Below are 13,231 nucleotides of genomic sequence, written 5' to 3'. Positions count from 1 at the left end.
GATGCGCTGGGACCCGTCGCGGTACGCCGCGTTCGCGGACGACCGCGGGCGTCCGTTCCACGATCTGGTCGCGCAGGTCGCGTGGCCCGCCGGTGACGGACAGGAGGCCCCACGTCGCGTCGTCGACCTGGGCTGCGGTCCCGGGGCCCTCACCGCCACGTTGGCAGCGCGGTGGCGTTCGTCGCCGGTGGTCGGGATCGACAGCTCGGCGGAGATGCTCGCGTCGGCTGCGGCCGACCCCGCTCTGGCCGACCTGCCGAACCTGTCGTTCGAGCTCGGTGCGATCGAGGACTGGACGCCCGGGCCGACCGACGACGTGGTCGTGACGAACGCGGCGCTGCAGTGGGTACGGTCGCACGTGGCGCTGCTGCCGCGGTGGCTCGACGCGATGCCGTCCGGATCGTGGTTCGCGATGCAGGTGCCGGGCAACTTCGGGTCCCCGTCGCACGCGCTGATGCGGTCGATCGGGGCCTCCGGTCCCTGGGCTGCGGCGCTCGAAGGCGTGCTGCGCGAGGACCCGGTGCTCGACCCCGCCGGCTACCTCGGCATCATGCTCGACGCCGGGTTCGCGGCCCGCGCGTGGGAGACGACCTACGCGCAGCTGCTGCCGGGCGAGGACCCGGTACTCGACTGGGTGCGCGGCACCGGGCTGCGACCGGCACTGGCTGCCCTCGACGCCGCCGACCCGACCGGTGCGCTGACGGCGGAGTACGTCGAGCAGTACCGGGCGGCGCTGCGCGAGGCGTACCCGACGAGCGCACACGGCACCGTGTACCCGTTCCGCCGCGTCTTCGCCGTCGGCCGCAAGCCCTGAGTGCTCGCCCCGCCCGGCGCGAGCTGGGCCGGGCTCTGCAGCCGGCGACTACCGGGCCGGAGCCGGCGCTGCCAGGTCGCCACGGGCCTCCAGGGCGAAGGCCGCCATCGGCGGCACGGAACGCCACCGCTTCGCCAGGCGACGCGGCCGGTCGTCGCGCCACGCGACCATGCCGCCCGCGACGATCCCGAACGCCAGCACCGCGAACGAGAACAGCCCGATCAGGCCGAGCACCACGACGCGACCCGTGTCCGACGGGTCAGCGGTCGCGGAGTAGCCGATCGACCCGAAGTCCCAGAACGCGTGCAGCAGCACCGGGACGAGCAACGAACCGGTCACCCGGCGTGCGACGTACAGCGTGGAGCCGAACGACGCCGCGAACACGACCTGGATCAGCGTCGGTCCGATCCCGGCCCCGGCGAGCGCGTTGAGCAGGTGCAGCAGCCCGAACAGCACGCACGACAGCGCCCACACCCCGAACTCGGGCACCCGGCGACGCAACCCGACCAGGAGCATGCCCCGGGCCATCAGCTCCTCGAACACCCCGACGAACAGCACCCCGACGGTGAGCAGCAGGAAGTAGTGCGCGGGCAGCGCCGTCCAGTCGATCAGGGGCAGCCGCACGAGGCACACCACGAGCACCAGCGCCGGGGCGAGCGCGGACCAGCGCAGCGGCGTCCGGGTGCGGTCGACGGTCGCGATCCGCCACCAGCCGAGTCCGGTGACGACCACGGCGAGCGCGACGGCGGCGATGCCCTCGGGGATCACCAGGGCGCGGACGACGCTGTCGACGGTCTGGCCGAGCGTCGGGTAGTCGTCGCTCGGCCGTGACCGCCACGCGCTGATCGCCGCGAAGACCACGAGCGGCGCGAGGCCGATGAGCAGCGAGGGTGGGACCGGCCAGCGGCGACGACGGGGTTGGTGCACGTCCCGGTTGTACCAGTGCAGCCGTACGATTGGCGGTATGCGCCTGCCCTCGTTGTCGACCATGGCGGAGGACTACGTCAAGCTCATCTGGAAGGCCGGGGAGCGCGGCGGCGCCGGACTGGCCACGCGGGACATCGCGGCGACGCTGAAGGTGTCGGCCTCGACGGTGTCCGGCAACCTCAAGAAGCTCGACCGCGACGGCCTCATCGAGCACACCCCGTACTACGGCGTCGTGCTCACCCCGCTCGGACAGCAGGTCGCGGTCGCGATGGTCCGGCGACACCGGCTGATCGAGTCGTTCCTGGTGTCCCGCCTCGGCTACACGTGGGACGAGGTCCACACCGAGGCCGAGGCACTCGAGCACGCGGTGTCGGAGCGGTTCCTCGACCGGGTCGACGCCGACCTGGGTCACCCGACCCACGACCCGCACGGCGACCCGATCCCCGCCGCGGACGGCACCGTGCCCGCCACGCTCGGCACGCTGCTCGGCGCGATCAAGCCCGGTGCGTGCGGCACCGTCGACCGGGTGTCCGACGACGACCCCTCGCTGCTGCGGTACTTCGACGAGCTCGGGGTCGGTCTCGGCACCCACCTGCGGGTCGAGCGGGTGCGGGACTACGCCGGCGTCATCGCGGTCTCCCGGCGTGGAGCCGACGGCGCCGAGGCACTCCTCGACCTGCCCGCCGCCGCCGCGACCGCGATCTGGCTGGCCCCCGACGCCGACTGACGGGCGCGCGGGCGCGGGCGCCCGTCCCGCCCGCGCCCGTTGAGGTTCCGAAATCTCGGAACCTCGGCGCGCCCAGGAGCCGTCCGTGGAACCTCGGCGACGAACCGACGGCATGTCGTGGAACCTCACGCGAGCCCGACTGACGCCCCCGGCCCGCCCCGTGACGGACGGGAGGCCCGTGGCGGCGTCGCCACGGGCCTCCCGTCCGTCAGCCGGTGACGTCCACGGCCGCACTCACCCCTTGGCGGACCGGGTGCGGCCGAGCGCCACCTCGCGCCGAGCCCGCTCGAGCGCGAGCGCGGACGCCGCGTCCGGGTCGTGCAACAGCCGCTCCGTGTCGGCCACGTGGTCCCGCACGGCGTCGGAGCCCCGGTCGGCAGCCGCCGCGAGCACCGGCGCCACCGTCTCCTCGCCGAGCCCGACCAGCGCCCGCGACAGGCTGAGCCGCCGTTCGCGCGGACCGACTCCGAGCTGCACCGCCAACGTCCGGGCGAGGGCGCCCCGCTCGTCGTCGGGCACGAGTGCGACGGCGGTCCGCCAGGCCGCGCGGAGCACCTCGTCGTCGTGGTCCGCGAGCAACGGGCGCACCGACGGCCAGGCCGACGGGTCGCCGACCTTCGACAGCGTGTGCAACGCCTGGCTGCGGGCCTGCGGCTCGGGTCGCTCGAGCTCGCGGACCACCCGCGCGACGACGTCGGTCGACGGGTGCCGGGTCAGCGCCCAGGTGAGCATGTCGCGGACGAAGAAGTCCGGCTCGACGGCGCACTGCTCGACGAGCACAGCGAGGTCGGCCGCGTCCGGGGTGGTCCCGGCGGCCATCACGGCCTGCAGCCGCACCGAGGAGCGAGGGTCGGCGAGGGCATCGGTGAGCGCGGTCATGGGTCCATGCAACCCGCTGCCACCGGGGCCGTGTCAAGCCTCGGGGCATAGCGTCGGCCGAGGAGCGGTCCACACGGAGGACCGCTCGCCCGACCACGAAAGGACCCCGTATGCCCCGCATCGGTACCAGCGACCTCCACGTGTTCCCCCTCGCCCTCGGCGGCAACGTCTTCGGGTGGACGGCGGACGAGTCGACCTCCCACCAGGTCCTCGACGCCTACACCGCGGCGGGCGGCGACTTCATCGACACCGCCGACGTGTACTCCGCGTGGGCCCACGGCAACGAGGGCGGCGAGTCCGAGCGGGTCATCGGTTCGTGGCTGGCGGCCTCGGGCAAGCGTGACGACGTCGTCATCGCCACGAAGGGCTCGCAGCACCCGCAGTTCCAGGGCCTCGGCGCGGACACCGTCGCCGCTGCCGCCCGTGCCAGCCTGCAGCGCCTCGGCACCGACCGGATCGACCTGTACTACGCGCACTTCGACGACCAGTCGACCCCGCTCGAGGAGACCGTCCGCGCCTTCGACCAGCTCGTCAAGGACGGCATCGTCCGCTACACCGCGATCTCGAACTACTCGAAGGACCGCGCCGAGGAGTGGATCCGCATCGCGACCGAGAACGGCCTCGCGCAGCCGGTCGCGATCCAGCCGCACTACAACCTCGTCACCCGCGAGCCGTACGGGTCCGAGATCGCCCCGCTCGCCCACGCGCACGGCCTCGGCGTCGTGCCGTACTTCGCACTCGCCGCCGGGTTCCTGACCGGCAAGTACCGCTCGAAGGAGGACTTCGCCGGCAAGGACCGCGAGGGCCAGGTCTCGGGCTACTTCAACGACGAGGGACTCGCCGTGGTCGACGCCCTGTCCACCATCGCCGAGGCCCGCGACACCGAGCTCGCGACCGTCGCCCTGGCGTGGCTGCAGGCGCAGCCGGACGTCGTCGCGCCGATCGCCAGCGCCCGGAACACCGAGCAGCTGCCGGCGCTGCTGGCCTCGGCGGAGCTCGAGCTCAGCGCCGACGAGCTGCAGACCCTGTCCGACGTGTCGGCGAAGGTCCCCGCAGCCGCCTGACCCGCGCCCACCCGACCCGGCGACCGCCCGACCCCGAACGACATCCTCGACGTCGCACGACGTCGGGGATGTCGTTCGTTGCACACGCGGGCATCACCGGCGCGCAACGGACGACGAGATCGATGTCGTACGACGTCGACGGTGTCGTTCCACGTCGACCGCCGCAGCAGCAGCAGCCGCAGCAGCCGCAGCCGCAGCCGCCCTACGCCCCCGGGGCCAACGACGCCGTGAGCTCCTGCCCCGACGACCGCGTCACGAAGCACGAGATGGACCGGTCGCCCTGGTCCCACGTCGCCTGGTCCGGCGCGTACGACCCCTGCACCTGCACGTCCCCGACGGCCGCAGCCGCCGAGGCGTTCAGCGCCGCGTCCGACTGGCACTGGTCGGCGGCCTGCGTCGCGAGGGCCTCGGCCCCCGGGTACGCGTCCCCGTCGACGGCGATCCGTGCGGTGAGCTGCCCGATGTGCGGCGTCGCGCAGTCGACGACCGTGAAGCTCTGCGCCCAGGCGTTGGTGAACGGCGACAGGCACTCCCCGCCGGCCAGGTCGGTCCAGGCGTGCTCGCCCGGCAGCGCGGGCGTGGTGGCGAACTGGAGCGTGGCAGCCGGAGCAGCGGCCTCGTCCGAGGGAGCGGCGGACGCCGCTGTCGAGGGAGTCGCCGGAGCCGATGACGCTGCCGCCGGGGACTTCGTCGGCGCGATCTCCTGGTCGGAGATGTTGTTGCCGAGGATCCACTTCGACAGCAGGAACACCAGGACGATGAGCACGACGATCAGGGCGATCGAGCCGTAGACGAGCAGCTGCTTGCCGCGCTTGCCCTCGCTCCGCAGGCGCGCCGCGCCCTGGTTGATGAAGTTGTCGCGCTCGACCGGCTGGCCGGACGGAGCGGGAGCAGGCGACGACGCCCCGGCACCGGCAGCACCGGCAGCAGCCGACGGCACCGCGGCCGCCGGCATCATCCGCGTCCCGGTGTCCTCCGGGTCGTAGCCCGTGCCGCCGAGCTGCCCGACGGCCTCGGTGCCGAACAGGTCCTTGATCGCACTCGTGTCGCTGGTCTCGCGGCCGTCCCACTCGGACTGGTCCAGCTCGTCCGGCGCAGCGGCCGGCAGCGCCGTGGGCTGCGCCCCCGTGTCGTCCCTGCGCAGGCCCAGGACGGCGTCCAGGTCCTGGCCCACCGCGGGCGGCAGGTGCGCCGGGTACGCGGGCGACGCAGCGGGCTCGACCAGGGGCGGCGCAGCGGTCGGCGGCACGGTCGCGTCGGGTTCGGACCACCAGGGCGTCCCGGCGACCGGCAGTGCGGTGGTCGCGGCGTCCGGGAGGCCCGTGGCCGCGTCCGCCCCGTCGCCCTCGGCAGCCGAGCGGGTCGCGTCCGGGGCCTCGGTCGGCTCCGCGGGAGCCACCGGCCCGGCACCGGCCACCGTCGGCGGCACAGCAGCAGGCGGCACGGCAGCAGCCGGAGCAGCAGCAGTCGGCACCGCCGGCGGCACCGGGAACGTCCGTGGCGCTTGCGGCACCCCGTCGACCGGGGTGTCGACCTCGCCGGAGACGACCTCGTCCTCGGCGTCGGTCTCGTCCGCCAGCGACCACGAGCCGCTGCCACCGAACGCCGTCGTGTCGAAGGAGTCGCCGGTCAGGGTCGTCGGGACCTCACCGGTCTCGTCGTCGCGGATGGCCCAGTCGAACGGCCGGTCCGGTCCGGCGCCCTGCGTGGGCACGGGCCCGGTGCCGGCGATCCGCAGCAGGTCGGTGAAGCTCGGCGGCTCCTCGGTCGGCGGCAGCACGTTCTCGACGCCGAGCGGCTGGTGCGCGACGGGCCCGGTGGGCGGGACGGGCGTGCCGGAGCCGGTCGCACGGCCGAGCCAGTCGACGTCGGCACGGCCCTCGCCGAACGGGTCGGTGCGGCGACGTTCGTCCTCGATGGCCTTCGACGCCGCGGCGCGCTCGTCGCGGTGGGTCTGCGCGGTGGGCAGCACGATCGACGAGGGGTGCGGGGCCGTGGGGTTCGGCGGCACGACGGCGGCCGGCGGGATGCGGTCGTGCAGGGTGGAGCGCTCGTGCTCGGCGGCGGCGTCCGGGCTCTCGGACGGAGCCGACAGCTGCTCGGGCATCGAGATGGCCTGCGTCGCACCGTCGTCCAGCGCCGGAGCAGCAGGCGCGGTGGGTGCCTCGGCCGCCGGCGCATCGGGGGCCGAGGCCTCAGGGGTCGCAGCCTCGAACGGCTCCGGCAGCGGTGCGCCCGTCTCGCGTGCGGTGCGCTCGGCCTCGCGGCGCTCCCGTCGCGAGGGCCAGTCCTCCTCGCCCCGCGGGGCACCGAAGATGTCCGCAGCGCTGCGGAGACCGTGGAACGGAGCGTCCGGGACGGACGCGCGCCGGGCCTCCTGGCCGTCGATCCCGTCGGCACCGTCGGCCGCCGCTGCGGGGCCGGCCGTGTCCTCGGGGTCGCGCGCGTCGTCCGGACGCTCCCCGCTCACGCGGTCAGCCCCAGATCAGCCAACCCGATGGCCGCGAAGTAGGGGTACCCGGCTGCCTCGATGGTCTCCTTGGCGCCGGTGTCGCGGTCGACGACGACCGCGACGGCGGCGATGATCGCGCCCTCACGCTCGAGCGCTTCGGCCGCCTTGAGCGGCGATCCGCCCGTGGTGGAGGTGTCCTCGAGCACGACGACGCGCTTGCCCCTGAGGTCGGGACCCTCGACCTGCTTGCCGCGGCCGTGGTCCTTGGGCTCCTTGCGGACGACGAAGGCGTCGTAGGTCAGGCCCTGTGCGGCGGCCTGGTGCAGCACGGCGCTGGCGATGGGGTCGGCGCCCATCGTGAGTCCGCCGACGGCCGAGACGTCCGGCACCTGCTGCACGAGCTCGGTCATGACCTGCCCGATCAGCGGCGCGACCCGGTGGTCCAGGCTGACCTTCCGCAGGTCGATGTAGTACGTCGCCTTCTTCCCGCTGGTCAGGGTGAAGTCGCCGTGGAACACCGCTTCGGAGGAGATGTACTGGATCAACTGTTCGCGCGCGTCGGTCACAGCGCACAAGGGTAGCCGGTCGGGCTCGCAGCGCGCTCCCCCGGTCTGTGGGGTCGTCCCGAGCAGCTCTCGGTACGCTCCGGACATGCCCCGAGCACCGCGTCGCTCCGCCGTGGCGTCGGCTCCGTCCGGCGGCCGGTCCGGCGGCGTGGCCGGGGCGATCGGACGGGAGGCCCTGGGCGCCCTGGTCGCGCTGGCCCTGGCCGTCATCGCCCTCCGCCACGTCGTCGCCACGGAACGGGTCGCCTTGCTCTGGTACGACGGCGACTCGGTGCTGCTGCCCCTGGTGCACCGGTCGATGCAGCTCGGGCAGCCGTTCGAGTGGGCGATGTCCCCGGCGCTGTTCTTCTTCCCCGAGTTGCCGGTCTACCTGCTCTGCGCCCTCGTCACGGGTACCCCGCAGCAGGCCCTGGCGCTGAACGGGGTGCTCGTCCTGCTGGCCGTGTACGCGCTGGTGCGGGCGGCCGCGAACGAACTCATGCCCGCCGCGGGGCGAGCGGCCCGCATCACGGTGTCGGCGGCGAGCGTGGCCTTCGTGACCCTGCTCGTGCTGACGGAGTCGTCGGGCACCGCGACGTCGCTCGAGCTGGCGTCCCTGCTGCTCACCACGACCTACTACTACGGCGTGGTGCTGGCGATGCTCGGCACCGCGGTGCTCGTGCTCCGCGCCGTGCGGGTCGGGCGGGCGTCGGTCGTCGTGCTCGTGGTGCTCGGGCTGGTGGCGTTGTGCACGACGGCGTCGAACCCGCTGTACGTGCCGTGGTCCGCCGCACCCGTGGTGGTCACGCTCGTGCTGCTCGCGGCGGTGCGCCGGGTGCCGTGGCGTCCCGCGCTGCTGCTGTCGGGCACCGTGACGGTCGGGTCGCTGCTCGGGTACCTGGTCCGGATCCCGCTCCAGCCCTTCGTGTCGCTCGACCCGTCCACCTACGTCCGGCCGTCGCGCGCGGTGGAGACCCTGCAGTTCTTCGCGGCGCTGACCGACGTGCGAGCCGGCACGGCCGCGGGCGATGCCGGGCTGCTCCTGATGTTCGTCGGGGTGCTCGTCACCGTCGGCGGCACGGTGTGGGCCTGGCGGGTCCGGACCGCACGCACCGTGCTCGTCGCGACCGCGTTGCCCCTGGTGACCGTGGTCGCGGCGTCGATCGGGGTCGTCCTCGTCGGGTCGGAGACGCCGCGGTACCTCGAGCCCGTCGTCACCGCACCGCTGCTGGCCCTCGTCGCGGTGGCCGAGCTCACCCGCACCGCGGTCCGCCGCACCCGCGTGCACCGGCCGTTCCGCGGGGTCCGGGCGACCGTCGCGATCGCCGCCGTCGCCGTCCTCGCCGCCGGGGTCGCCACCGCACCGAGCACCGCGCACGCCGTCGCCACCGCCCGGTACACGCCGTCGTCCTGCCTCGACCGCTGGGCGGACGGACGATCGGTCACCGGGGTCGGCCAGTTCTGGACCGTGCGGCCGCTCGCCACGTACTCCGCGACGAACGTGCAGCTGCTGCAGGTCCGCGACACCTTCGACACGTACCCGTGGCTCGTCGACCTCGGGGCCTACCGGGACGCCGACCCGACGTTCGTGGTGGTCGGGTCGCACGACCTGTGGACCACCGCGGTCGAGGATTCCCTCGGTGCCCCGGCGACGATCACGCACTGCACGGGGTTCGACGTCTACGACTACGCGGGGACCTCCGGCGCGGACGTCCTCCGACGCGACGTGGTCGGCAGTGCGGACGAGATCCGTCAGGAGCGCGGGTTCTAGGAGTTGTCCACAGCGGCGCGTCGGCGCCCGATCTTCTCTGTACGGATGTATAGGCTCGTGCTCGATGTCTCGCCCCACCAGCCACCGCACCCCTCGTGCCCCCGTGCGCCTGCGCCTCGCCGTCACCGGACTGGCACTCGCGGGCCTCGTCGGCACGGTCGTCGTCGATGCACCCACTGCCCAGGCGGTGACCTACCCCACGTGGGACGAGGTCAAGAACGCCCGCGGCAAGGAATCCGCCAAGCAGGGGCAGATCACCGAGATCAAGGGCATCATCAGCGACCTCGACGCCGAGGTCGAGGCCGCCCAGGCGAAGGCGAAGGAACTCGGCGACGTCTTCTACGAGGCCCAGAACGTCTCGCAGAAGAAGGCGGAAGAAGAACAGAAGCTCCGCGCGAAGGCGGACGAACACGCGAAGGTCGCCGAGCAGAGCGCCGCGCAGGCCGGCCAGTTCGCCGCGCAGATGGCACGCTCCGGCGGCGCCGACGTCACGACCTCGGTGCTCACCAAGGGTGACGACGCGCGCGACCTGCTCTACGACCTCGGCGCATTGAGCAAGCTGTCCGAACAGGCCGAACGTGTGCAGGCCGCCGCGGCCGTCGACGCCGGCGTCACCCGGTCGCTCGAGGCCCAGGCCGACCGCGCTGCCGGGGAGCTCGAGCGGCTCGCCGCGAAGGCCGAGGCCCGCATGCAAGAGGCACAGGCCGCCTCCGACGCCGTGCAGACCGCGTACGACGAACAGCAGTCGAACAAGGCCCGACTCGACGCCCAGCTCGCGACCCTGGTCTCCGGCCGCGTCCGCACCGAGGCCGAGTTCGCCAAGGGTGAGCGCGTCCGCAAGGCAGCCGAGGCGAAGGCCGCGCGCGAGGCCGAAGCCCGTGCCGCCCGAGAACTGGCGGCGGCTGCGGCAGCGAACGCCGGCGGCGGATCGTCCGGCGGCGGCGGTGGCTCCGGCAGCAGCGGCTCGGGCAGTGGCGGCTCCGCCGGCTCGGGTGGCGGTCAGGGCTGGGTCCGTCCGGCCAGCGGCTACGTGATCAGCCCGTACGGCTACCGCGTGCACCCGATCTACGGCACCGTCATCAAGCACGACGGCACCGACCTGGCCAGCGGCTGCTCGACGCCGATCGTCGCCGCGTCGGCCGGCACCGTCGACTACGTCGGCTGGTACGGCGGCTACGGCAACTACGTCCGCATCAACCACGGCAACGGCGTCCAGACGGCCTACGGTCACATCGTCAACGGCGGGTTCCGGGTCAGCACCGGACAGCAGGTCTCCGCAGGACAGCTCATCGCGCTCGTCGGCTCGACCGGCCAGTCCACCGGGTGCCACAGCCACATCGAGGTCCACATCAACGGCGCCACGACCGACCCGGTGCCGTTCATGTCCGCGCGGGGCGTCGCCTTCTAGCCTGCCCGATCGCACACCGACCGCCGTCCGCTCCCCGCGGGCGGCGGTCCGCTGTTTCCCCACAGCGACCCCGGATAATTTCACACTGCACTTCTGAAATGCTACGTTTCCCACAACAGCCAGTCGGATGGTGGGGGAACGATGGGGATCGAGTTCGACGACGCAGCGGCGTCGCGGTTGGTCAGCTGCGCGGTCGAGGTGGCACTGACGCTGCGGGCCAGCGCCGGACCGCGTCGGAGCACCGCCGAGGCCGCGCTGCTCGACTTCGACGGTACGTACGCGCGGCTGTTCGAGGCGGCTCGTGCCACGGAGTCGACCGACCGCGTCCGGCTCGCGAATGCACTCGAGGCGCTGGTCGACCAGCTGCGGATCACCCAGCGGCAGGCGGACGAGGAACGGCAGCGTCTGGCCGACCTGGCGGCGTGGCGGCAGCGCGAGACCGACCGTGCGCTCGTGCGCACAGCTGGCGGCGTGCCGATGCAGCCCGTGCTCGACTGGACCAGTGCGGTCTTCGACCCGAAGCCGTCCAGCACACCGAAGCGCCCGTCACCGGTCTCTGCGACCTTCAGCGCCCGGACACGCCAGCGCACCGGCGGTGGTCGATCCGGCCGACGCAGCAGTGCCGACCCGACCAGGCTGCGGCAGTTCAGCGCGACGGCCCGCGCACAGGATTCCTCGACGGAACAGGACCTGGTCCGGGTGCGCAACGCCTGGACCGCATTCACGAGCCGGTGCAGTTGGGTCCCCATCGACGGCGCGACGCTGCCGGGCGGGTTCGGCGACTACCTCGCCGAGAACGCCGAAGACACCTCCTGGATCGACCGGATCGCGGACGCCTTCCGTGCCGCCGGCGGGGGCTCCCTCGCGAACAGCGCGCTCGACGCCGCCGCTGCCTCGACGCTCCCACCCGGACTGCAGCGGCTGCTCGATCCGTCCCTGACCCCGGCCGAGGTCGCAGCGATCTGGGCAGCGCTCGGCTTCACCGACGCCGACGTCCGCGCGCTGCCGCTCACCACGCAGCTGCAGTTCGCGGGGCTCGACGGGGTCCCGGCCGCGCAGCGCGACATCGCATCTCGCGCAGTCCTCTCCGCAGCCGTGCGAGATCCGGAGCGGCTGTACCGGCTGATGGGGTTGGCGTACACGTACGGGGCAGTCAGCCTCGATGAGTTCCGAGAGCAGGTCATCGCGCTCCGTGACGACCTGCGGGACACCGACGACTTGGCTCGGGGTATCCGGAAACCATCAACGGCCGTGGCGCAGCTCGTCGGGTTCGGCGTCTCGAACGGCGCGCTCGTCGCCGCCGTCGTCCTCGGCGATCTGGACACCGCGTCGAACGTGACCGTCAACGTGCCGGGTGCGATGACCACGCTCGACAGCATGGGTGAGAAGGTCCGCGCCGCCAACGGGCTCCTCTTCACCGCTGGGCAGAAGGGGTCCGGGGAAGACTCCTTCGCGATCGTGTCCTGGCTCGGATACCGCGCCCCGGGTGTCATCGAAGTTCCACGTCAGGACCACGCGCATGCGGGAGCAGCGAACCTCGCGTCGTTCCTGGACGGCATCCATGACAGCCGCGGCACGTCACCGCGATCCGTCACGGTCCTCGGGCATTCCTACGGCTCCACCACGGCGGCAGAGGCGCTCGCGCAGAACCGGCACCGAGTCGACTCGTTCATCACCTACGGCTCGGTCGGTTTCACCGACACCACGACGCCCGAGCACCTCAACGTCGATCGGGTCTACGCCACCGAAGGCGCCAACGACCACACCGCGATCCTCGGCCGGATCGGGCGCAGCGATCCCCGCGACCTGCCCGACGTCGACACGTTCAGTGCGGAATTCGCCCGGGGCACCAAAGCGGTCACCGGCCACGACATGTACCCAGAAGCCGGGGGTGTCGGCTACATGTCCCCCGATGCGACTTCACAGCGGACGATCGCGAAGATCATCGCGACCGGGAAGCCATGATGAACACCATGCAATCGATGCTCCGCACCATCACGACGGCAGCCCTGGCGCTGGGACTGCTGACCGGGTGCGCAGCAGGAGGAGACCAGATGCCCACCGACGCAGCCGGCCTGACCCAGGACGACGTCGCGGAGATGTCCCTGCACCAAGAGTTCGACGCCTTCCGGGACCACTACGAAAACATGCAACGGCTCCTCGAAGATGCGCAGCTCCAGGTCCACGACGGCGAATGGGAGTGGGCTGGCGGCGACGACCTGCCGCTGATCGGAGGGGACGGCGTCGCCCCACTGCCGGGCGCGGACACGAAGAACAGCTACGACATGCGCAGCGGACGACTCTGGTCACCCCCGGGCGCCACAGGCGATCAGCGCGACCTGCAACCGATGCTCGACTACTTCACCGACCAGGGCTGGGCCATCGAGCAACGCGACATCACCGGCGACCACGAGCTCTGGGGGTTCACCGGCGACGGCTGGCAACTCATCTACACCGCTCAGGAGAACGGCCGCTACACCCTCGAGGTCTACAGCGAACTGTTCTGGACCAATGACGGCCACAAGCTCCGGCGAGCCGTCGCCAGCCGTTCCCTGGCTGACTTCCCCGACCAGTCGTTGCCGGGCGTGTACCCCGATCTCCCCTCGTGGGACGACCCGATCGTCAATCCGCCGAAGATCTGAAC

At 72.7% G+C, this 13,231-nt stretch carries 11 protein-coding genes; 7 read left to right on the top strand and 4 right to left on the bottom strand.

The genetic code is table 11. The features are described 5' to 3' along the window. The first annotated feature begins 1 nt into the window (after window position 1). The gene (locus tag DEJ14_RS02780) at window positions 2-814 is read left to right on the top strand and encodes a methyltransferase domain-containing protein (RefSeq protein ID WP_111086158.1); all 813 of its coding nucleotides are present in this window, start codon (window positions 2-4) and stop codon (window positions 812-814) included. 48 nt (window positions 815-862) lie between these two features. Here the strand turns inward: DEJ14_RS02780 and DEJ14_RS02775 are convergent, their stop codons facing one another. Continuing rightward, entirely contained in the window at window positions 863-1,741 is an 879-nt protein-coding gene (locus DEJ14_RS02775; RefSeq protein WP_181437602.1) for a CPBP family intramembrane glutamic endopeptidase, read from the bottom strand. Window positions 1,742-1,778: 37 nt separating this feature from the next. On the opposite strand from DEJ14_RS02775, the gene DEJ14_RS02770 reads away from it, so the two are divergent. Then, window positions 1,779-2,468, top strand: a complete 690-nt coding sequence (locus DEJ14_RS02770) for a metal-dependent transcriptional regulator (RefSeq protein ID WP_111086197.1) — start codon at window positions 1,779-1,781, stop codon at window positions 2,466-2,468. 234 nt (window positions 2,469-2,702) lie between these two features. Here the strand turns inward: DEJ14_RS02770 and DEJ14_RS02765 are convergent, their stop codons facing one another. After that, a complete protein-coding gene (locus DEJ14_RS02765; RefSeq protein ID WP_111086160.1) occupies window positions 2,703-3,347 on the bottom strand; it encodes a HEAT repeat domain-containing protein in 645 nt (214 codons plus the stop codon). A gap of 110 nt (window positions 3,348-3,457) precedes the next feature. Between DEJ14_RS02765 and DEJ14_RS02760 the strand changes: the two genes are divergently transcribed. Then, a complete protein-coding gene (locus DEJ14_RS02760) occupies window positions 3,458-4,411 on the top strand; it encodes an aldo/keto reductase (protein WP_111086161.1) in 954 nt (317 codons plus the stop codon). Between the two features lie 202 nt (window positions 4,412-4,613). Here DEJ14_RS02760 and DEJ14_RS02755 read toward each other — a convergent pair whose 3' ends face one another. Continuing rightward, complete coding sequence (locus DEJ14_RS02755) at window positions 4,614-6,881, bottom strand: septum formation family protein (RefSeq protein WP_111086162.1); 2,268 nt, start codon at window positions 6,879-6,881, stop codon at window positions 4,614-4,616. After that, the gene (gene pyrE, locus DEJ14_RS02750; protein WP_111086163.1) at window positions 6,878-7,429 is read right to left on the bottom strand and encodes an orotate phosphoribosyltransferase; all 552 of its coding nucleotides are present in this window, start codon (window positions 7,427-7,429) and stop codon (window positions 6,878-6,880) included. Before pyrE ends, DEJ14_RS02755 begins: the two co-directional genes overlap by 4 nt. A gap of 85 nt (window positions 7,430-7,514) precedes the next feature. Between pyrE and DEJ14_RS02745 the strand changes: the two genes are divergently transcribed. From DEJ14_RS02745 to DEJ14_RS02730, 4 genes are all read left to right on the top strand, one after another. Further along, entirely contained in the window at window positions 7,515-9,179 is a 1,665-nt protein-coding gene (locus DEJ14_RS02745) for a hypothetical protein (protein WP_146249804.1), read from the top strand. A gap of 64 nt (window positions 9,180-9,243) precedes the next feature. Beyond that, window positions 9,244-10,587, top strand: a complete 1,344-nt coding sequence (locus DEJ14_RS02740; RefSeq protein ID WP_146249805.1) for a M23 family metallopeptidase — start codon at window positions 9,244-9,246, stop codon at window positions 10,585-10,587. 141 nt (window positions 10,588-10,728) lie between these two features. Further along, a complete protein-coding gene (locus DEJ14_RS02735) occupies window positions 10,729-12,552 on the top strand; it encodes an alpha/beta hydrolase (protein ID WP_111086166.1) in 1,824 nt (607 codons plus the stop codon). Window positions 12,553-12,641: 89 nt separating this feature from the next. Next, entirely contained in the window at window positions 12,642-13,229 is a 588-nt protein-coding gene (locus tag DEJ14_RS02730) for a hypothetical protein (protein ID WP_284180176.1), read from the top strand. Window positions 13,230-13,231 lie beyond the last annotated feature (2 nt).

The sequence above is a fragment of the Curtobacterium sp. MCJR17_020 genome, from assembly GCF_003234365.2.
In the GTDB taxonomy this organism is placed as follows: domain Bacteria; phylum Actinomycetota; class Actinomycetes; order Actinomycetales; family Microbacteriaceae; genus Curtobacterium.
The sequence above is the reverse complement of the archived record's forward strand: the minus strand, read 5'-3'. Positions and strand labels throughout refer to the sequence as shown.